The sequence below is a fragment of the Anaeromassilibacillus sp. SJQ-5 genome (genome assembly GCF_054108045.1).
The window spans coordinates 2,290,617-2,309,344 of sequence record NZ_JBPJWQ010000001.1; the positions used below are offsets into that span (position 1 = coordinate 2,290,617).

17 protein-coding genes are annotated in these 18,728 nt (G+C 62.3%); all 17 read right to left on the reverse strand.

What is annotated here, in order from left to right; translation table 11 throughout:
• Window positions 1–36: 36 nt before the first annotated feature.
• The 17 genes from hisE to pyrH all read right to left on the reverse strand — a co-directional run bounded on the left by hisE (window position 37) and on the right by pyrH (window position 18,559).
• Window positions 37–363 (reverse strand): phosphoribosyl-ATP diphosphatase, encoded by a 327-nt coding sequence (gene hisE / locus ACSAMM_RS09785; RefSeq protein WP_457791211.1) that lies wholly within the window; start codon window positions 361–363, stop codon window positions 37–39.
• Window positions 364–378: 15 nt separating this feature from the next.
• Window positions 379–1,419: a 1-(5-phosphoribosyl)-5-[(5-phosphoribosylamino)methylideneamino]imidazole-4-carboxamide isomerase gene (gene hisA, locus ACSAMM_RS09790; protein ID WP_178725506.1), complete on the reverse strand. Its 1,041-nt coding sequence runs from the start codon at window positions 1,417–1,419 to the stop codon at window positions 379–381.
• Window positions 1,420–1,461: 42 nt separating this feature from the next.
• Entirely contained in the window at window positions 1,462–2,037 is a 576-nt protein-coding gene (gene hisB / locus ACSAMM_RS09795; protein ID WP_178725508.1) for an imidazoleglycerol-phosphate dehydratase HisB, read from the reverse strand.
• Between the two features lie 125 nt (window positions 2,038–2,162).
• Complete coding sequence (locus ACSAMM_RS09800; RefSeq protein WP_457791212.1) at window positions 2,163–3,239, reverse strand: pyridoxal phosphate-dependent aminotransferase; 1,077 nt, start codon at window positions 3,237–3,239, stop codon at window positions 2,163–2,165.
• A 13-nt stretch (window positions 3,240–3,252) separates the two neighbouring features.
• Window positions 3,253–4,536 carry a histidinol dehydrogenase gene (gene hisD / locus ACSAMM_RS09805; RefSeq protein WP_457792174.1) on the reverse strand — a complete coding sequence of 428 codons (1,284 nt, stop codon included), beginning with the start codon at window positions 4,534–4,536 and terminating at the stop codon, window positions 3,253–3,255.
• A 39-nt stretch (window positions 4,537–4,575) separates the two neighbouring features.
• The gene (hisG, locus tag ACSAMM_RS09810; RefSeq protein ID WP_178722682.1) at window positions 4,576–5,202 is read right to left on the reverse strand and encodes an ATP phosphoribosyltransferase; all 627 of its coding nucleotides are present in this window, start codon (window positions 5,200–5,202) and stop codon (window positions 4,576–4,578) included.
• Between the two features lie 30 nt (window positions 5,203–5,232).
• Entirely contained in the window at window positions 5,233–6,429 is a 1,197-nt protein-coding gene (gene hisZ, locus ACSAMM_RS09815) for an ATP phosphoribosyltransferase regulatory subunit (RefSeq protein WP_457791213.1), read from the reverse strand.
• A 152-nt stretch (window positions 6,430–6,581) separates the two neighbouring features.
• Window positions 6,582–10,961 carry a PolC-type DNA polymerase III gene (locus tag ACSAMM_RS09820; protein WP_457791214.1) on the reverse strand — a complete coding sequence of 1,460 codons (4,380 nt, stop codon included), beginning with the start codon at window positions 10,959–10,961 and terminating at the stop codon, window positions 6,582–6,584.
• A gap of 40 nt (window positions 10,962–11,001) precedes the next feature.
• Window positions 11,002–11,418 (reverse strand): J domain-containing protein, encoded by a 417-nt coding sequence (locus tag ACSAMM_RS09825; RefSeq protein WP_457791215.1) that lies wholly within the window; start codon window positions 11,416–11,418, stop codon window positions 11,002–11,004.
• Window positions 11,419–11,440: 22 nt separating this feature from the next.
• The gene (gene ispG, locus ACSAMM_RS09830; RefSeq protein ID WP_457791216.1) at window positions 11,441–12,490 is read right to left on the reverse strand and encodes a flavodoxin-dependent (E)-4-hydroxy-3-methylbut-2-enyl-diphosphate synthase; all 1,050 of its coding nucleotides are present in this window, start codon (window positions 12,488–12,490) and stop codon (window positions 11,441–11,443) included.
• 37 nt (window positions 12,491–12,527) lie between these two features.
• Window positions 12,528–13,100 (reverse strand): hypothetical protein, encoded by a 573-nt coding sequence (locus tag ACSAMM_RS09835; RefSeq protein ID WP_178722692.1) that lies wholly within the window; start codon window positions 13,098–13,100, stop codon window positions 12,528–12,530.
• Window positions 13,101–13,147: 47 nt separating this feature from the next.
• Window positions 13,148–14,335 carry a M50 family metallopeptidase gene (locus tag ACSAMM_RS09840; RefSeq protein ID WP_457791217.1) on the reverse strand — a complete coding sequence of 396 codons (1,188 nt, stop codon included), beginning with the start codon at window positions 14,333–14,335 and terminating at the stop codon, window positions 13,148–13,150.
• 54 nt (window positions 14,336–14,389) lie between these two features.
• Window positions 14,390–15,541, reverse strand: a complete 1,152-nt coding sequence (locus tag ACSAMM_RS09845; RefSeq protein WP_457791218.1) for a 1-deoxy-D-xylulose-5-phosphate reductoisomerase — start codon at window positions 15,539–15,541, stop codon at window positions 14,390–14,392.
• Between the two features lie 40 nt (window positions 15,542–15,581).
• On the reverse strand, window positions 15,582–16,412 hold the full coding sequence (locus ACSAMM_RS09850; protein ID WP_178722696.1) for a phosphatidate cytidylyltransferase: 831 nt from the start codon (window positions 16,410–16,412) through the stop codon (window positions 15,582–15,584).
• A gap of 3 nt (window positions 16,413–16,415) precedes the next feature.
• A complete protein-coding gene (locus ACSAMM_RS09855) occupies window positions 16,416–17,159 on the reverse strand; it encodes an isoprenyl transferase (RefSeq protein ID WP_457791219.1) in 744 nt (247 codons plus the stop codon).
• A gap of 95 nt (window positions 17,160–17,254) precedes the next feature.
• Window positions 17,255–17,809 (reverse strand): ribosome recycling factor, encoded by a 555-nt coding sequence (frr, locus tag ACSAMM_RS09860; RefSeq protein ID WP_178723400.1) that lies wholly within the window; start codon window positions 17,807–17,809, stop codon window positions 17,255–17,257.
• Between the two features lie 45 nt (window positions 17,810–17,854).
• Window positions 17,855–18,559, reverse strand: coding sequence for a UMP kinase (gene pyrH, locus ACSAMM_RS09865; protein ID WP_457791220.1), 705 nt, complete (start codon window positions 18,557–18,559; stop codon window positions 17,855–17,857).
• Window positions 18,560–18,728 lie beyond the last annotated feature (169 nt).

An 18,728-nucleotide genomic window follows, 5' to 3' on the forward strand; every position in this document is an offset into this window, starting at 1 on the left:
ACAAGCGGAACCGGTTAGCCGGCCCCGCTTGTTATCTCAGCTGTTGCGATCCACCTTTTTGAAGGTTTTCAGGTTGCCCGCCTTGCCGTGGCGTTCGTTGAGAATGGATTCCAGATCCTCCGGCGTGATGCCCTGAAGGGCCATCAGCACCAGCACGTGGTAGGTGAGATCGCAGATTTCCCCGGCGGTTTCGTCGTTGCGGCCGTTTTTCGCCGCAATCAGGGTTTCTGCGCACTCCTCCCCCACTTTTTTCAGAATTTTATCGATCCCCTGGTCAAACAAATACCGGGTATAGGAGTTCTCCGACGGATTATCCCGCCGGTCGAGAATGGTGGCGTATACATCGCGGATACAGTCGCTCATAACGGTTCGGCTCCTTTACAGTAACGAATTGAAAAAGCAGGAATGGGCGCCAGTGTGACAGGCCGCCCCCGTTTGCTCCACCTTCACCAGCAGGGTGTCGTCGTCGCAGTCTCCGGCCAGGGCCACCACCCGCTGCACATGGCCGCTGGTGGCCCCTTTGTTCCAATATTCCCGACGGGATCGGCTCCAGAACCAGGTGGTGCCCGTCTCGATGGTGCGGGCCAAAGCGCCTTGGTTCATATACGCCAGCATCAGGACATCGCCGGTGGAAGCCTCCTGCACCACGCAAGGGATGAGGGGGGATTTTTTAAAAAACCGCTCCAGCCCCATTCGATCCGACGGGACGGCCCCTTCCCGGATGGCAGCGGCCAAGTCCAGGGTGCCGCTGTACAGGGATTTGCCGCAGATGGCGCCGTACAGGCCCATGGCCTTCAGGGCGGTGATATCGGCCAGCTCCCGCATCCCGCCCGAGGCGACGACGTTGCAGGATACCGCCCGGCTCAGCGCCTCCAGCTGCCCGAGATTGGGCCCCGCCAGGGTGCCGTCCTTGGAAATGTCGGTGAAGACCAGGGTGCGCACCCCCATGTCCTCCATCCGGCGGGCCAGCTCGATATAGGGTACCTTGGAAACCTCCAGCCACCCCTCGGTGGCCACCATGCCGTTCACCGCGTCGATCCCCACGGCCACCTTGTCTCCGAAGGCGGAGACGGCCTGCCGCACCAGATCGGGATTTTTCAGAGCGGCGGAGCCCAGAATGCAGCGGGAGATGCCGGCGGCAAAATATTCCTCGAGGGTGGCCATATCCCGGATCCCGCCGCCCAGCTCCACCTTGAGGCCGCTGTCCCTCGCCACGGCTTTGAAAATATCGGCGTTGGTTTTCACGCCGGTTTTGGCGCCGTCCAAATCCACCATATGGATCCACTCCGCCCCGGCCTGCCGGAAGGCTTGCGCGGTAGCCAGGGGATCCTCCGCCACCCGGTGGGCGGTGGCAAAATCCCCCTTAACCAGCCGCACGCACTGGCGGTTCTGTATGTCGATAGCGGGGAAAATCAGCATAGTGGTGACCAGTCCTTTCTCACAGTAGCGGGAGCCGCCTTTTTAATCGATGCTGCCCTTGGTGGACAAGGTGCCTTCCTTGGGGGCCACAGCCAGCCGGAGGGCGTGGGCCGCCGCCTTGAACAGGGCCTCGATGATGTGATGGGAGTTGGCGCCGTATTCACAGCGCAGATGGAGGGTCAGCCCCGCATTCTGGGCGAAGGCGCGGAAAAATTCCGGCGTCAGGCAGGCGTCGAACTCCCCCACCCGCTCCTGCGGAAAGACCGCGTCGCACACCAGGAAGGGGCGGCCGCTGACGTCCACGGCCGCGAAGGCCAGGCTCTCGTCCATGGGGACGAAAAAGCTGCCGAAGCGGGCGATGCCGCTTTTGCCGCCCAGGGCTTCCGCCATGGCGCGGCCGAGCACGATACCGGTATCCTCCACCGTGTGGTGCCCGTCCACATACAAGTCGCCCACCGTCTGGAGCTTCAGCCCAAAGCCCCCGTGCACCGCGAAGGCCTCCAGCATATGATCAAAAAATCCGATGCCGGTGGAAACCTCCACGTCGCCGCCGTCCAGACAGATCGCTGCCTGAATGGTGGTCTCCTTGGTTAGCCGTTCCGCTTTTCCCGTGCGCATACCGCCGCGCCCCTTTCCGCCCAGAATATAATTCCGTTTTGTATAATCTTCTTTATATTATACATTTCGACAAATAATTATCCCATGCGCCACAATACGATACGTATATTCGACAAACACTATGTCTATTTGTATTCTGCCAAAGCATCGGGATGCCGCAGCAGGAAGTTCAGGACGGCCAGCACCTCCTGGTTTTCGGCCTGGGTACCGGCGGTAATCCGCAGATGCTCCTCCCCGAACCGGCGGACAATGATCCCCCGGTCGGCCAGCCCGGCGAACAGGGCTTTGGCTTCCGGCACCTGCAGATACGCGAAGTTGGTGCAACTGTCGTACACCTGCAGCAGGCCGTCGGCCTCCAGCGCTTTCAGGCCGGTCACCAGCATGTCCCGGGAGGCCAGCAGCAGCTCCCGGTAAATTTCATGATAGGCCGGGTTCTCCAGTACGACGGCGGCCATGGCCTGGCTGACGGCGTTGACGTTGTACGGGGATTTGGCCGCGCGGATGACGCCGGTCAGCGTGGGGTTCGCCACCGCGAAGCCCACCCGCAGGGCCGCCATCCCCAGGGCCTTGGAGCAGGTGCGCAGGAGTATCAGGTTGTCGTACGCCTCCACTTCCCCCAGCATCGACTGATCCCAGAAATCCATATAGGCCTCGTCCAGCACCACCAGGGCGTCGGTTTCCCGCAGGATCCGGCGCACGCCGTCCCGGGGCAGGCCCACCGAGGTGGGATTGCAGGGGTTGGAGAAAATCAGCAGCCGCACCCCTTCCCGTCGGATGGTGTCGATGACCGCCGTCACGTCCACTGTCATATCCGGTTTCTTGGGCAGGGTGATGCAGGGGGTTTCGGTGATGGAGGTATAAAAGGCGTACATGGAGAAGTCCGGTGACAAGGTCAGCACCTTTTCCCCCTTCTGCAGGAAGGTGGACAGGATGATGGAAATCAGTTCGTCGGAGCCGTTCCCCGCCGTGACCAGCGCAGGCTTCACCTGATAGCGGGCGGCGAAGGCCTCGCACAGGCGAGTGGCCAGGGGATCGGGATAACGATTGAGCGCCGTTTCGGCAGCCGCCTGGGCCATTTTCTCCCGGTCGGCGTCGGTGGGCAGCAGGAAGGACTCATTGGCATCCAGGCGGACGCGGTATTCCCCTTCGACGGGATCGTAGGGAGTGAGCGCCTCCGTTTTCGGCGCCAGCGTATAAGCCATGGTGGTTTCCCCCTTATTCAAAGCGCACGTCGATGGAGTGGGCGTGGGCGTCCAGCCCCTCGGCCCGTGCAATGGCGGTGATGTCCTCCCGGGCCGCGGTGAGAGCGGCCCGGTTGTAATAGATAAAGCTGGATTTCTTGATGAAGCTGTCCACCGACAGGGGGGAGAAGAACCGGGCGGTGCCGCTGGTGGGCAGCACGTGGTTGGGCCCGGCGAAATAATCGCCCAGCGGTTCGGGGGAATATTTACCCAGGAATACGGAACCGGCGTTGTCCAGCCGTCCCACGTATTCCATGGGGTTATCGCACATCACTTCCAGGTGCTCGGGTGCCAGCCGGTTGGCGAAGGCTACCGCCTCGTCCATGTCCCGGCAGACGATAACCGCCCCGTAGGTTTCCAGGGAGGCGCGGATGATGTCCTGCCGGGAAAGGGAGGCGATTTGCTTATCCAGCTCCTCCAGCGTGCGGCGGGCGATGTCCTCCGACGGGGTGAGCAGGATGGCGGAGGCCAGGCGATCATGCTCCGCCTGGGACATGAGATCCGCCGCCAGGTAGGCCGGCTCGGCGGTGTCGTCGGCCAGCACCAGGATTTCGCTGGGCCCGGCGATCATGTCGATATCCACCTGCCCATAGGTCAGGCGCTTGGCCGTGGCCACGAAGATGTTGCCCGGCCCCACGATTTTGTCCACCTTCGGGATGGTTTCCGTGCCGTAGGCCAGGGCGGCCACCGCCTGGGCGCCGCCGCACAGATAAACCGCGTCCACCCCCGCGATGTACGCGGCGGCCATGACGTCGGCATTAAAAGCCCCGTTTTTGGGCGGCGGGGTGACCATGACGATTTCCTCCACCCCGGCGATCCGGGCGGGGATGGCGTTCATCAGCACCGAGGAAGGATACGCCGCCGTGCCGCCGGGCACGTAAACGCCCACCCGGGAGAGTCCCCGGATCCGCTGGCCCAGAATGGTGCCGTCCTCTTTGGTGGTCAGCCAGCTCTGCTGCACCTGCCGCTGATGGAAATCCCGGATATTGTCCGCCGCTCTTTGAAGCGCGGCGTATACCTTCTTCTCACACCCGGCGGCCATTTCGGCCAGCTCCTGCCGGGAAATGCGCCGCAGCGGGGCGTCCACCCCGTCGAACCGGCGGGTATACTCCCGCACGGCTGCGTCCCCGTCCCTCCGGACGGTATCCAGAATCTCGGTAACGGCGGCCGTGACCTGCCGATCCACCTCGCCGCTGCGGGCGGCCAGCTGCTCGAGCAGGGCATATTCAGCCTTGCCGTCCGCCTTAACCAGTTGCATCTGTATCATCCGTTTCCATCCTTCCCAAGGAAAGCACCCTTACCGCAGGTGTTCCTCCATTTTCTCCACCAAATCCTCGATTTCCTTTTTCCGCAGCTTCATACAGGCCATGTTGACAATGAGGCGGGCGGAGATGGGCATCACATCCTCCACCACGGCGAGCCCGTTTTCTCGGAGGGTGGAGCCGGTTTCCACAATATCGACAATGCCGTCGGCCAGCCCCAGCAGAGGGGCCAGCTCCACCGACCCTTCGATTTTGATGATGCGCACGTCCATGCCCTTGCGGCCGAAATAGGCGCGGGACACGTTCGGATATTTGGAGGCCACCGTCTTGGCGGCGTAGCCGGCGAAAAAGTCGCTATCCTTCGGCGCGGCCAGAGCGAACCGGCAGCGGCCGAAGCCCAAATCGAGAATCTCGTAAAAGCTGCCGCCGCTTTCGGCGATGGTGTCCTTGCCCACCACCCCCAAGTCGCAGACGCCGTGCTCGACGTAGGTGATGACGTCCGCCGCCTTGGCGAGCACCACCTCCACGCCCTCCCCCACCGGGAGGATGAGGCGGCGGCCCTTATCCTTGACCGCCGAGGTGTCCAGCCCCATGCGGTCGAACAGCGCCACCGTGTCCTTTTCCAGGCGGCCTTTGGTCAGCGCAATGCGCAGTGGTTTCATATATCGTAAGTCCTTTCCGGATGGCATCCGCTAAATCTCGAGGATTTCCACCTCGTCGCCCACATCATAGACCTGGCCGATATTCCTGGCCCGCGCGTAATCCATCGACTGGGGCAGCTCCTCAAACACGCTGAACTCGCAGAGCATCCCCTGCTCGATCAGCTCGTTGACCTTCTGCAGCGCGTCCACCTCATGGCCCGGGCGGGCGTGCACCAGGATTTCCGGCGGCATGGGCGGATCCACCTCGCCCCTGTCCAGCATCGCCTTGGTCAGGCAGTCCACGTTGACGCCGAACCCGGTGGCGGGCAGAGGGGAGCCGAACTGCTGCAGCAGGGTGTCGTACCGACCGCCGGACACCACCGTGTCGCCGCTGCCCTCGATATAGCCCCGGAAAATCACGCCGGTATAATACTCGTTCTCCTGCACCAGACCCAGGTCGATCATCACCTGATCGCCCAGCCCCAGCCGGCGCAGCGCCAGGTACAGCCGGGCCAGGCAGGCCAGGGCTTCCTTGGTATCCTCGTCGTGGCAGAGGGAAGCCGCAGCCCTCAGCACCTCTTCTCCGCCGAACAGCCGGGGCAGGCGGCGCAGCACATCCACCGTCTGGGAGGGAGGCAACGCGTCCAGCTCGTCGGACAGCCCCGCGTAGTTTTTATTTTCAATCAGGGTGCGGATGGCGTCCTTGGTCTCTCCATCCGCCGGCAGCTGCCGCATCAGGGACTGGAAGAAGCCCACATGGCCGATTTCCAGCCGGAACCCCTCCCCCACGCTTTGCCGCAGCGCCTCGGCCGCCAGGGACAGCACCTCGAGATCCGCCCGCTCCCCCGCCGCGCCGATCAGCTCCACCCCGGCCTGAAACATCTGGTCGTAGTGGCCGGACAGGCCGTGATGGAACCGGTACACATCTTGTGCGTAATACAGCCGGATAGGCAGCCGGGCGTTCTGCATCCGGGTGGCCACCAACCGGGCAATGGGCATGGTGGAATCGGGGCGCATGACCAGCAACCGGCCCTTGGCGTCGGCGAACTTGTACATGCTCTCCGCCGGGATGGCCATGGTGTCGGCGTGGAACACGTCGTAAAACTCCATGCCGGGGGTCATGACCTCGGAAAAGCCGCGGCCCACGAAAAGATCCGACAGCATCCCTTCCGCTTCCCGGCGGGCCAGACTTTCTTCAAAAAGCAGATCCCGGGTGCCCTCCGGGGTGATTCGTCTGTTCTGTCTCATAGGCCGACGCCCTTTCGCTTTAGTGTGCTAATGTGCTACTATAGTAACATGCCGCGTATCCCGCTGTCAATTCCTTTTTTACGCGCGGCGATTTTCCGTCTATGCCGTCAAGAAGACGCGCGCAGCCGCGAAAATATTGGGCAAACGGCCCATCAGAAGAAGGTCATCTGGCTGGTTTCGGGCAGACCGTCGATGGCCCCCAAATCCCGCAGGGACTGCACCACCGCCTTGGTGATGCCGCTGCGGGCCTGCAGATCGTCGCAGGAAATGAAGGGGCCTTCCTCCCTCGCGTCCATCAGGCCTTGGGCGGCCGCGCCGCCTAAGCCCTTCACGGCGCTGAAGGGCAGGCGGATTTTTCCGTCCTCCATCAGGAATTTGTAGGAATGGGACTTGTACAGGTCCACCGGCAGGAACTCGATTCCCCGCTGCATGGCCTCGTAAATGACGTGAAGCGTTTCCGCCTGGGACTGCTCCTTGGCGGAGGCTTCCTTGCCCCGCATGCGGATGTCGTCCATCAGCCGCTTGACCGTGGCCTTTCCTCCCGTTACCGGCTCGGCGTCGAAATCTTCGCCCCGGCCGGTGAAGTAGGCCGCGTAATATTCCGCGGGCCTATGCACCTTGTACCAGGCGACCCGCAGGGCCGCGATGATGTAGGCGGCGGCGTGGGCCTTGGGGAACATGTATTTGATTTTCATGCAGGAGTCCACGTACCACTGGGGCACGCCGTGCTCCTTCATGGCGGCGAAATGCTCCTCGTTCAGCAGCTTGGTGGCGTTGCCCTTCCGGACGATTTCCATGATTTTAAACGCCATTTTCGGCGGCAGGCCCTTATGCATCAGGTAGGTCATGATGCTATCCCGGGTACCGATAACGTTGGAGATGGTGCAGGTGCCCGCCTTAATCAGCTCCTGGGCGTTGCCCAGCCACACGTCGGTGCCGTGGGAGAGGCCGGAAATTTGCAGCAGGTCGGCGAAGGTCTTGGGATTACAGTCCAGCAGCATCTGACGCACAAAGGGGGTGCCCATTTCCGGGATGGACAGGGTGCCGGTGTCGCATTCGATGTCCTCCCGGGTAACGCCCAGCGGTTCGGGGGAGGTGAACAGCTTGTACACCTCCGGATCGGACATGTTGACGTCCATGACGCTGATGCCAGTGTATTCCTCCAGATACTTGTAGATGGTGGGGATGACGTGCCCCAGGTTGTCCAGCTTCAGGATGGTATCGTGGATGGAATGGAAGTCGAAGTGGGTGGTGATGATTTCCGAGTTGGGATCGTCGGCCGGGTGCTGCACCGGGCAGAAATCCTCCGCCTCGTAATCGTTGGGCACGACCACCATGCCGCCGGGATGCTGCCCGGTGGTGCGCTTGATGCCGGTGCAGCCGATGGACAGCCGGGTCAGCTCCGCGTTGCCGTAGGTGATCCCTCGCTCCTCCGCGTATTTTTTCACATAGCCGAAGGCCGTCTTGTCCGCCACGGTGGAGATGGTGCCGGCCTTGAACACGTGATCGGTGCCGAACAGGGTCTCGGTGTACCGATGGGCGTAGAACTGGTATTCGCTCGCAAAGTTCAAATCGATATCGGGGGCCTTGTCGCCGTCGAAACCCAGGAAGGTCTCGAAGGGGATTTCATGGCCGTCCCGTCCCAGCGGTTCGCCGCAGTTCGGGCAGAGCTTGTCCGGCAAATCGAAGCCGGAGCCTACCGAGCCGTCGGTGAAAAACTCGGAATACTTGCATTTCTTGCACACGTAATGGGGGGCCAGAGGGTTGACCTCCGAAATTCCCGCCATATGCGCGACGAAGGAGGAGCCGACGGAGCCTCGGGAGCCCACCAGGTACCCGTTCTCCACCGAGTTGTGCACCAGCTTCTGGGCAATCATGTACAGCACGGCGAACCCGTGCTTGATGATGGAGGTCAGCTCCCTGTCCAGACGGCTGGCCACAATTTCCGGCACCGGATCGCCGTAAAGCTCCTTGGCCCGGCCCCAGGTGATGTCCTGCAGCTGCTGATCCGCCCCGTCGATATGGGGCGGGAAGGTGCCCAGGGGGATCGGGCGGATGTTTTCCACCCGGTCGGCAATGGCGTTGGTGTTGGTCACCACCACCTCATAGGCCTTCTCCTTGCCGAGATACTGGAACTCCGCCAGCATCTCGCCGGTGGTGCGCAGGTACAGCGGCGCCTGGTTGTCCGCGTCGGTGAACCCCTGCCCCGCCATAAGGATCCGGCGATACATCTCGTCCTCCGGATCCATGAAGTGGACGTCGCAGGTGGCGCACACCGGGATGTTCAGCTTCTCGCCCAGGCGGACGATGGTGCGGTTGAACTCCTGCAGCTGCTGCTCATCCTTGGCAATCCCCTCCCGCACCATAAAGGCGTTGTTGCCAAGCGGTTGGATCTCCAGAAAATCGTAGAACCTGGCGATGTCGCACAACTCGCCCCATGGCTTGCCGTCCAGGATGGCCCGGAACAGTTCCCCCTGCTCACAGGCGCTGCCGATGATTAAGCCTTCCCGCAGCTCGTTCAGCTTGGTCTTGGTGATGCGGGGCTTGCGGTAGAAATTATGTAGATGGGACCAGGAAATCAAGCGGTAGAGGTTTTTCAGCCCCGCCAGGTTCTTGGCCAGAATAATCAGGTGATAGGGCTTGACCTTTTTGAGATCCACGCCGGACAGCAGGGTGTTGATGCCGTCCACCGCCTCGATGCCCTTGGTTTCCTTCATGTCCTTGATCAGGTGGATGAAGATGTCAGCCAGCACCTTGGCATCGTCGCAGGCCCGATGATGGTTGAAGGGCGGCAGCTTGAGATAATTCGCCACCGTGTCCAGCTTATGGTTCTTCAGATGGGGGTACAACGCCCGGCAGATGGGCACCGTGTCGATGGAGGTAAAGGGGTACGGCATGCCGCAGCGGGCGGCCGCCACCTTGATGAACCCGGTGTCGAAGCCGGCGTTATGGGCCACCAGCACCGTCGATTCCCCACAGAAATCGTAGAATCTCTGCAGCCCCTCCTTCTCCCCCGGGGCGTCCTTCACCATCTCGTCGGTGATCCCGGTCAGCTCGGTGATCTTGGCCGGGATGGGCATGCCGGGATTGACGAAGGTGTCGAAGCTGTCCAGCACCTCGCCGTTCTTCATGCGCACCGCGCCGATTTCGGTGATCCGCTCCTTGGCGGCGGACAGGCCGGTGGTCTCGATGTCGAAAACGATGAACTCCCCGTCCAGACTCTCCGCGGCGCTGCCGGAAACCACGGGGATGCTGTCGTTGACGTAATAGGCCTCCACCCCGTAGATGACCTTGATATCCTGGCCCTTCTTTTTGCACTTGGCGGCGGCGTTCATGGCGTCGGGAAAGGCCTGGGCCACCCCGTGGTCGGTGATGGCGATCGCCTTGTGTCCCCAGGAGGCGGCCCGCGCCACCAGATCCCCCGCCTCCGAAACGCCGTCCATGGCCGACATCTTGGTGTGCAGGTGCAGCTCGACCCGCTTCTCCGGCTCATTGTCCTGCTTGACGTATTTGGCCACCACGGCGATGGACTTGGGCCGCAGAATGTTGTTCTTGGCGTATTCGTCGTAATCGTATTTGCCGCTCACCAGCACGCATACCCCGGGCTTGACCGCTTCCAGGGCGGCCAGCTTGTCCTTATCCCGCTTGTTGTCCGCCCAGATGCTGATGGTGATGGAGCTGGTGTTGTCCGTGATGTTGAAGGTGTGCCGGGTCTTGGTGCCGTCCCGGTTGTCCCGGGTTTCGTAGGAAAACACCTCGCCCCAGACCGTCACCCAGCTGCCGTCGGCCTCCAGGGTGTTCAGCGGCGCGGTTTTTTCTCGGATGGGAGGGCCGAACACCATCTGCGCGGTCTCCAGATAAATGGGCAGGCCGCTGACCGGCGGGCGGGCGGGGTCCACCGGCTTGCGGGGCCTCGGCGCCTCTCCTTTGGGGGCTGCCGTGGGGGCGGGAACCTCCGCCTGCCGGAACGCTTCCGCCTGGGCCCGGGCGCTGGCCGCCGCTTCCTCCTCCGCCTTGGCCATCATCTGCTGATAATGCTCGTCGGCGGTGTCAACCCCTTCGTCCCCCTCAAACTGCAGCTCCATCCGCCGGGAGAAGAGGGTGCGCAGCATCTCGGCGAGCAGGGCGTCGGTTTTGGTGGCCCGCAGGATGTTGAGGCATCCATGCCTCAGGCTGACGGTCAGGCGATCGCCCTCGATGCGGCACACGGCGTCGTCAAAGGTGCCGTTGACCGCCGCGCTCCGCCGGCGCAGAAAGGCGACGATAGTGGGGAAGCAGGCCACCGACAGGCTGTCCGCCGGGTACCGGGGGGTCAGCTCCACCCCACGCAGCGACAAAGCCGCCGAAAGAGCTTTTTCGGCGGCGTCAATTTTCTCGATTTCGATAAACCGGCCGCACACCAGGGTAGCGCTCATGAAGCGGCTCGCGCGGCTGAGCTGCAGGCTCTCCACCTGCGCGCCGGTGAACTCCGCCAGCAGCTGCCGGTCGGTCAGATAGGTTCCGAATATGTTTTCAAACAAAGGGCTTGACATGGTGCGTTCCTAGTCCTTTCCGCAAGCGGCGTATGTCCGTCTATCCCAGCAGCCGGGTGACCGCCAGCAACAGCAGCAGCCCGACGCCGGCCACTCCCAGCGTGATGAAAAAGGTGGTGAGAAAAATCCGCCGGGTGTGTTTGTCCCTCTTTCCCCTGGAGTTCCCGGCTGAATGACCGCCCTTCGGCGCCTCCCGCCTGGGCGACGCGGAGGATAGCCGGGCCACCGTCTTGCGCCGCTGATCATACAGGGCGTCGTACCGGCGCTTGTCCGCCGGATGGCCCAGCACCTGATAGGCCTCGTTGATTTTGCGGATGCGCTCCTCCGCTACCGCCCGGGGACCGGTGAAGGTGTCCGGGTGGTATTTCTTGCACATGGTGCGGTAAGCCGCCTTGATGATTTCATCGGAGGAGTTCCGGCTGACCTCCAGTATTTCGTAATAATCCGTAAAGTCCATCCGGCTTCCCTCCCCGGCCCGCTTACAGCCGCTCGATTTCCTTCATCAGCTCCTCCACCGCGTCCTCCTCGGACACGGTGCGGATGATTTCGCCCTTTTTGAACAGGACGGCCTTGCCCTTTCCGCCCGCCAGGCCCACGTCGGCCTCCCGGGCCTCTCCCGGCCCGTTGACCACGCAGCCCATCACCGCCACGGTAATCGGCTTGTGGACGGCGCGCAGCCGCTCCTCCACCTGTCCGGCGATGCCGATAAGGTCGATGCTCGTGCGCCCGCAGGTGGGGCAGGACACCAGCATGGGCTCGTTTTTCCGCAGCCCGATCCCCCGCAGCAGGTCGACGCCCGCCTCCACCTCCCGCGCCGGGTCGGCGGTCAGGGAAACCCGGATGGTGTCTCCAATTCCCTGGAGCAGCAGTGCGCCGATACCGGCCGCCGATTTTATCAGTCCCATCCGTTCGGTGCCCGCCTCCGTGACCCCCACATGCAGGGGATAGGGGCAGGCCTCCGCCGTCAGCTGGTAGGCACGCACCATGGTGGGCACGTCGGAGGATTTGATGGACAGGATAATATCGTCGAAATCGAATTTTTCCAGCAGGGACGCGTGATACAGCGCGCTGTCCCGCATGGCCTCGGCCGTGGGATGGCCGTACTTTGCCAGTATCTCCTTCTCCAGAGAGCCGGCGTTCACCCCGATACGGATGGGAATCCGCCGCTGCCGGCAGGCATCGGCCACCGCCTTGACCCGGCTCTCGTCCCCGATGTTGCCCGGGTTGATGCGGATCTTGTCCACCCCCGCCGCCGCCGCTTCCAGCGCCAGGCGATAGTCGAAGTGGATATCCGCTACCACCGGGATGCTCACCGCCTCCTTGAGGGCGGCGATGAGAGGCACCGCCTCCCTATCCGGCACAGCGGCACGGATGATATCGCAGCCCGCGGCCTGCAGCCGCCGGGCCTGCTCCACACTGGCCGGAATGTCGTGGGCCGGGGTGTTCAGCATGGACTGGACGGTAACCGGCGCGCCGCCGCCTACCGGCACCTGTCCCACATATACGGTTTTACACACGCGCCGTTTCATCGGCAGCCTCATTTCTCCGCCGCAGCCCCGCGGCGGTTTACAGTTTTTCAAACACCAGCCCGGTCAGCTCGCCGAGCCGCTCCGCCTGTTTATCCGCGCCGAAAAAGAGGAAAAAGCATTGGTCGGGCACAGCGATGAACAGATGGCCGAAAATAAAATTTTCCTTCAGGCAGGAGGCGAAGAACAGCAGCAGCGCCGGGTTAATCCAGTCGTTCTGCTGCTCCATGCGCAGGCGGTAGGGCTTGCCGTTGAACTGGAAGGACAGGGTGACATAGCCGTCCTCGTACCGGGCCGCGATGTCCGTCACCTGCGCCCTGTCGGCCACCAGCGCGCCCAGCCGCGACACAATGTCGACATAGGCCATCTCGTTGTCCACGCACTCCGCGTCCAGCCAGTAGATCCCCCGGCCGACAGGCCGCGGACCATCCGGCGTTTCATCGCTGTCCCCCAGCTCCATGAGCAGCGCGTGCAGGTTGCCAGCCGCGTCCTCCCCCCACTTGCCCAGATACCGGGTGGGGAAATCCTCCTGCGCCGGCCGGACGCCGGCCTGGGCCAGCAGGGCCAGGTTGTGTTCCAATTCCTCCAGGGCTTTTGGCGAGATCGCGTTCATAATCCTGCCCCATTTCTTTTCACGAGTGCGCCGCGCCCGGCGCGGCATTACCCGGCGACGATTTTCCAGATGTCGCTGAAGGTGACCACCACCATCAGCAGCAACAGCAGCATCAGGCCGATAAAATGCACCATGCCCTCATACTTCGCGGGCACCGGCCGGCGGAATATCCCTTCAAACAGCAGGAAAATCAGGCGGCCGCCGTCCAGAGCGGGCAGGGGCAGCAGGTTGAATATGCCGACGTTGACCGTGATCATCACCACCAGCATGATGAGGGTCATCATCCCCTCGCTGGTGTTGGCCCCGGCCACCGCGTCCCCGATGATGTCCATGGTTCCCACCGGGCCGGATAGGTCGTTGATGCCGTACTTGCCGGTGATGAGATCCCCCAGGCTGCGCCATATCATGGTGGCCACCGAATACTCCATTTTTCCAGCCTGGACGAGGGTAGACCATACCGTCTTCTCGATGCCCAGCACCTTAAAGTCGTATATCAGCCGGTTTTTTCCGTTCTCCCCCACCTCCAGCTGGAACTGGACGCCCTTGAGCAGCACGGTTTTCTTCTTCCCGTCCACCGCACGCCGGACGGTCATGTCCATGATGCCGTCCTCGTCGCTCTGCATGATCATGACGATGTCGGAATCGGTGACGGTGCGTTTGCCGTCGATTTTGACGATCTCATCCCCCGGACGCAGGCCGGTCTGATAGCTGACCGCCGTCTCGGGCAGGGAGGCGATGATGGTGCTGGAAAAACGTGCCTTCCCCGATGCGTCCGGCACCGTGAAGATGCCGTAATACGCCACCAGCAGCACATAGCCCAGCACCAGGTTCATGGCCGCGCCCGCCACCACGATGAGGATGCGCCGCCACACCTTTTTGTTGGGAAAGGCGCGGGGATCCGGCTCGGCGGGGACTTCCTCCTCGTCCGGAAGGGCTGGTTCGCCGCCGTCGTCCTCCGCCCGGTCGGCGTTGCCGCCGATAGCGCTGGGGGTGGGCGCGCCCTCGTCCTCCCCTTCCATGGCGCAGAAGCCGCCGATGGGGAACAGCCGCAGGGTATACGCCGTCTCCTTCTTGCCGAAGGACAGCAGCTTGGGACCCATGCCGATGGCGAATTCGTTGACCCGCACGCCCATCAGCTTGCACATGAGAAAATGCCCCAGCTCGTGCACCAGAATGATGATACCGAACACGAAAATCGCGGCCAGTATCTTGAAAATCATCATCAATACGCCCAAAATATCCGCTCCATTTCGTTCGATGAGGGAACTGTCCGCCGCCTGTTTCCCGGTTTATACCGCGGCCCGGACAATCTCCCGCACATGGCGATCGGCCTCCAGCACAGCCTCGGCCGTGTCCCCCGCCGGCAGCGTGAGATCGAGGGCGGAGGCCACCAGCCGGGGAATGGCGGTAAAGCCTATCCGCCCGGTCAGGAACAGGGCCACCGCCTCCTCGTTGGCGGCGTTGACCGCCGCCGGATACAGCCCGCCCCGGGTGATAGCTTCCCGGCAGTAGGTCATGCAAGGGAAGGTCTCGTAGTCCGGCGCAAAGAAGGTCAGCTTCTGGTACGCGGCCAAATCCAGCCGGGGCACCGGCGAGGGAAGCCGTTCCGGCCAGGTCAGCGCGTACTGGATGGGGATGCGCATATCCGGCACCCCCAACTGGGCGATGACCGAATGATCGGTGTATTCAATCAGGGAATGCACCACGCTCTCCCGGTGCACCACGATGTCGATGTCCTTAGGGTCCACGTCGAACAGCCACCGGGCCTCGATGAGCTCCAGCCCCTTGTTCATCATGGTGGCGGAATCGATGGTGATTTTCGCCCCCATACTCCAGTTGGGATGCCGCAGAGCGTCCTGCACCGTCACCCGTTCCAGTTCGGCGGCGCTTTTGCCGAAAAAGGGGCCGCCGGAGGCGGTAAGGATCAGGCGCTTCAGGGCCCGTTCCCGGGGCGGCCGGCCCTGCAGGCATTGGAATATGGCGGAATGTTCGCTGTCCACCGGCAGAAGCTTCACTCCTCGGCGGGCGACGGCGTCCATGACCAGCGCGCCGCCGGCCACCAAGGTTTCCTTATTGGCCAGGGCGACGTCGTGCCCCGCCCGTACGGCGGCCAGGGTGGGCAGCAGCCCCACCATGCCCACCACCGCGTTGAGCACCATGTCAGCCTCCGGCAAGGCCGCCAGCTCGCACAGGCCCTCCATGCCGGCCGTTATCCGCACCGGCAGATCCCGCACCCGCACCTTTAGGTCGGCCGCTGCCTTCTCGTCAAACATGGCCGCCGCCGCCGGCCGGTACCGGCGAATCTGTTCCTCAAAAGGCTCCACCCGGCTGCCGGCGGCCAGGGCGGCGACGCGATAGCCGGCCCCCTGCGCCACCTCCAGGGCCTGCACCCCGATGGAGCCGGTGGAGCCGAGCAGCACCAGCGATTTTGTATCCGCCATACCTATTCCTCCCGCAGACGTCCGTGTTTTCGAATCTTCTCTAGTAAATCAGCGGCAGGAAACGCAGCACGACAAACAGAACCGGCGAGACGAAAATCATGCTGTCAAAGCGATCCATGATGCCGCCGTGTCCCGGCATGATATGGCCGAAGTCCTTGACCTGGCTCTGCCGCTTGATGATGGAGGCGAACAAATCGCCCATCACCGACAGGGGCGAGAGCACCAGGGCCAGCAGCCCCACCTGCCAGAGGCTGACAGTGCCGAGCTGGTTGGGGGTCAGATGCAGCACCTGGTACAGCCAGGCGGCCAGCACGCTGGCGGCCACGGAAATGACGATGCCGCCCACTAGGCCCTCCACCGTCTTTTTGGGGCTGATTTTCGGACACATCTTATGCTTGCCCAGGAAGGTGCCCACAAAATAGGCCCCGATATCGCACATCCAAGGGATGATGAACGCGAGAAATACATAAAACCGGCCGTGCACCCGGGAGAGGGTCTGCAAATACGGGGTGCAGGACAGGGCGATGGGCACGATGATGGAGACAAAAAAGACAAAGCCGGTGCGCTCCACCCGCAGAGTCTCGTGATACAGCACCTGCACGAACGCCAGCCCCAGCACAAACAGCAAAATCACAATAAACGCCGGATATCGGCTGGTGGTTTCCAGGAAAAACGGGGTCAGCATGGAAAAAGCCACCGCCGCGGCCATCAGACCCTTGTGCTCCACAAACCGGGTGACAATCAGCACCTCGTACATCGCCAGGGCGCAGACCAGCACAAAGGCGATATTGAGGCAGATATCGGGGCACAGCAGCAATATCGCCAGAAGCAGCCCGCCGCCCACGACGCCGGTGATTATCCGGGATTTCATGAATCAAACTCCTCCAAAACGGCGGTGCCGCCGCGCGTATTCGGCAAAAGCCTCGTCCAAATCCCTCGAGGTGAAGTCCGGCCACAGAATATCCATAAAAACATATTCCGCGTAGGCGGACTGCCAAATGAGAAAATTGGACAAGCGGAATTCACCGCTGGGCCGCAGAATGAGATCCGGGTCGGGCTGGCCGGCGGTGTACATCCGGTCGGACAGCCGCTCCTCGGTAACGTCCTCGGGGTTCAGGCGGCCCTGCCGGACGTCCTCGGCCAGCCGGCGGGCGGCCTGGACAATCTCCTGCCGGCCGCCGTAATTGATGGCGATATTCAAAACCATCCCGTCTTTATGGGCGGTGGAAGCCTCCGCCTCCTCGATGAGCCGGCGGATGTCAGGCGCGAGCGGCTCCCTGTCGCCGATAAAGCGGGTGCGGATGTTTTCGTTCTTAAAATCCCGCAGGGATTCCTTGAGGTAGTCACGGAACAGGTTCATGATGGCGTCCACCTCTTCGGCAGGCCGCCTCCAGTTTTCGGTGGAGAAGGCGTAGACCGTCAGATACCCGACGCCCTTCTTCTCGCAGTATTTGGTGATTTTCCGGAACACCTGGGCGCCGGTGACGTGTCCAGCCTGGCGGGGCAGCCCCCGCTTCTTCGCCCAACGACCGTTCCCATCCATAATAATCCCCACATGCCGGGGAATATGCACGTCCTCCACGGGAGGAATCGGTTTTTTTCTCTGAAACCAGCGCATCCGTACCCTCCTGCCGGCCGTTTTTCCCGGCGTCCGATTGGAAATCGGGGTATTGCAGAACGGCGGGTTCTGCAATACCCCTGACGAAACCTCTATCAGATTTCCATGATTTCCTTGTCCTTTTTGGAGGCGGTGACGTCGATCTCCTTGCAGAACTTATCGGTCAAGTCCTGCATTTTTTTCTCGGCGTTTTTCAGATCGTCCTCGGTGATTTCCGCCTTTTTCTTCATGTCCTTGAGCTTTTCCATCGCGTCCCGGCGCACCGAGCGCACAGACACTTTCGCCTCCTCGGCGTACTTGTACACGCCCTTGACCAGCTCCTTGCGGCGCTCCTCGGTCAGCGGCGGGAAATTCAGGCGCAGGCTGGAGCCGTCGTTCTGAGGGTTGAGGCCGATGTCGGAGGTCTGGATGGCCTTTTCGATGGCCTTGAGGGTGGATTTGTCCCACGGGGCGATGAGAATGGTGCGGGCGTCGGGCACCGACACGGCCGCCATCTGGTTGACCGGCGTGGGCACGCCGTAGTAATCCACCGCAATTTTGTCGAGGATCGCCGGATTGGCGCGGCCCGCGCGGATGGCGGCGTATTCGTTTATCAGCGCGTTGACGGTCTTGTTCATCTTGGTCTCGGCGGCTTCAAACACTTCTTTCATGGGATGGGCATCTCCTTTTCTGTAGTATGGGATGAGGCAGAAAACTTATTCCACAATCGTGCCGATGGTCTCGCCGCGCACAGCGCGCACAATATTTTCCGGTTCCTCCAGATTGAACACCAAAATCGGGATTTCATTGTCCTTGCAGAGGGTGGCGGCGGTGGAATCCATCACCTTGAGATCCTTGTTGAGCACGTCCAGGAAACTCAGCCTGTCGAACTTGACGGCGTCCGGGTTCTTCTTCGGATCGCTGTCATACACGCCGTCCACCATGCTGGCCTTGAAGATGATGTCCGCCTCGATTTCGGCGGCCCGCAGGGCGGACGCCGTGTCGGTAGAGAAGAACGGATTGCCGGTGCCGCAGCCGAAGATGACCACCCGGCCCTTTTCCAGATGCCGCATGGCCCGGTTGCGGATGTACGGCTCGGCCACCTGGTTCATGGCAATGGCGGTCTGCACCCGCACGTCGCAGTCCAGCTGCTCGAGCGCGTCGGCCAGGGCCAGCGCGTTGATGGTGGTGGCCAGCATCCCCATGTGATCGGCGCGGGTGCGATCCATTTTCCCGCTCGACCGGCCCCGCCAGAAGTTGCCGCCGCCCACGACAATGCCTATTTGCACCCCCATGTCGGCGCATTTCTTGACCGCGCCGCAGATGCGCAGCACCGTGTCAAAATCCAGCCCCTGTCCGTTGCTTCCCGCCATGGCCTCTCCGCTCAGCTTGAGCAGAATCCGTTTATACTTCGGTTCCATTGTCAACCTCCCCGCGCCGTCGGCGCGCATCCCGGGCAGAGCAAAGGCGGGGTGTTGCGCCCGCCCGCCGTCCCGCTATTTTCTTGCGTTCTATTTTACTATAGTCCGCGCCCAGTGTAAAGCGGAAAACGGAAATTCTCTGTGAATTTTTGGCTCTCCGCCCGTCTTT

Excerpts from the sequence above, each read along its gene's own strand:
- hisE (WP_457791211.1), bottom strand. The coding sequence starts at position 363 with ATGAGCGACTGTATCCGCGATGTATACGCCACCATTCTCGACCGGCGG.
- hisA (WP_178725506.1), bottom strand. The coding sequence starts at position 1,419 with ATGCTGATTTTCCCCGCTATCGACATACAGAACCGCCAGTGCGTGCGG.
- hisB (WP_178725508.1), bottom strand. The coding sequence starts at position 2,037 with ATGCGCACGGGAAAAGCGGAACGGCTAACCAAGGAGACCACCATTCAG.
- ACSAMM_RS09800 (WP_457791212.1), bottom strand. The coding sequence starts at position 3,239 with ATGGCTTATACGCTGGCGCCGAAAACGGAGGCGCTCACTCCCTACGAT.
- hisD (WP_457792174.1), bottom strand. The coding sequence starts at position 4,536 with ATGCAACTGGTTAAGGCGGACGGCAAGGCTGAATATGCCCTGCTCGAG.
- hisG (WP_178722682.1), bottom strand. The coding sequence starts at position 5,202 with ATGAAACCACTGCGCATTGCGCTGACCAAAGGCCGCCTGGAAAAGGAC.
- hisZ (WP_457791213.1), bottom strand. The coding sequence starts at position 6,429 with ATGAGACAGAACAGACGAATCACCCCGGAGGGCACCCGGGATCTGCTT.
- ACSAMM_RS09820 (WP_457791214.1), bottom strand. The coding sequence starts at position 10,961 with ATGTCAAGCCCTTTGTTTGAAAACATATTCGGAACCTATCTGACCGAC.
- ACSAMM_RS09825 (WP_457791215.1), bottom strand. The coding sequence starts at position 11,418 with ATGGACTTTACGGATTATTACGAAATACTGGAGGTCAGCCGGAACTCC.
- ispG (WP_457791216.1), bottom strand. The coding sequence starts at position 12,490 with ATGAAACGGCGCGTGTGTAAAACCGTATATGTGGGACAGGTGCCGGTA.
- ACSAMM_RS09835 (WP_178722692.1), bottom strand. The coding sequence starts at position 13,100 with ATGAACGCGATCTCGCCAAAAGCCCTGGAGGAATTGGAACACAACCTG.
- ACSAMM_RS09845 (WP_457791218.1), bottom strand. The coding sequence starts at position 15,541 with ATGGCGGATACAAAATCGCTGGTGCTGCTCGGCTCCACCGGCTCCATC.
- ACSAMM_RS09850 (WP_178722696.1), bottom strand. The coding sequence starts at position 16,412 with ATGAAATCCCGGATAATCACCGGCGTCGTGGGCGGCGGGCTGCTTCTG.
- ACSAMM_RS09855 (WP_457791219.1), bottom strand. The coding sequence starts at position 17,159 with ATGCGCTGGTTTCAGAGAAAAAAACCGATTCCTCCCGTGGAGGACGTG.
- frr (WP_178723400.1), bottom strand. The coding sequence starts at position 17,809 with ATGAAAGAAGTGTTTGAAGCCGCCGAGACCAAGATGAACAAGACCGTC.
- pyrH (WP_457791220.1), bottom strand. The coding sequence starts at position 18,559 with ATGGAACCGAAGTATAAACGGATTCTGCTCAAGCTGAGCGGAGAGGCC.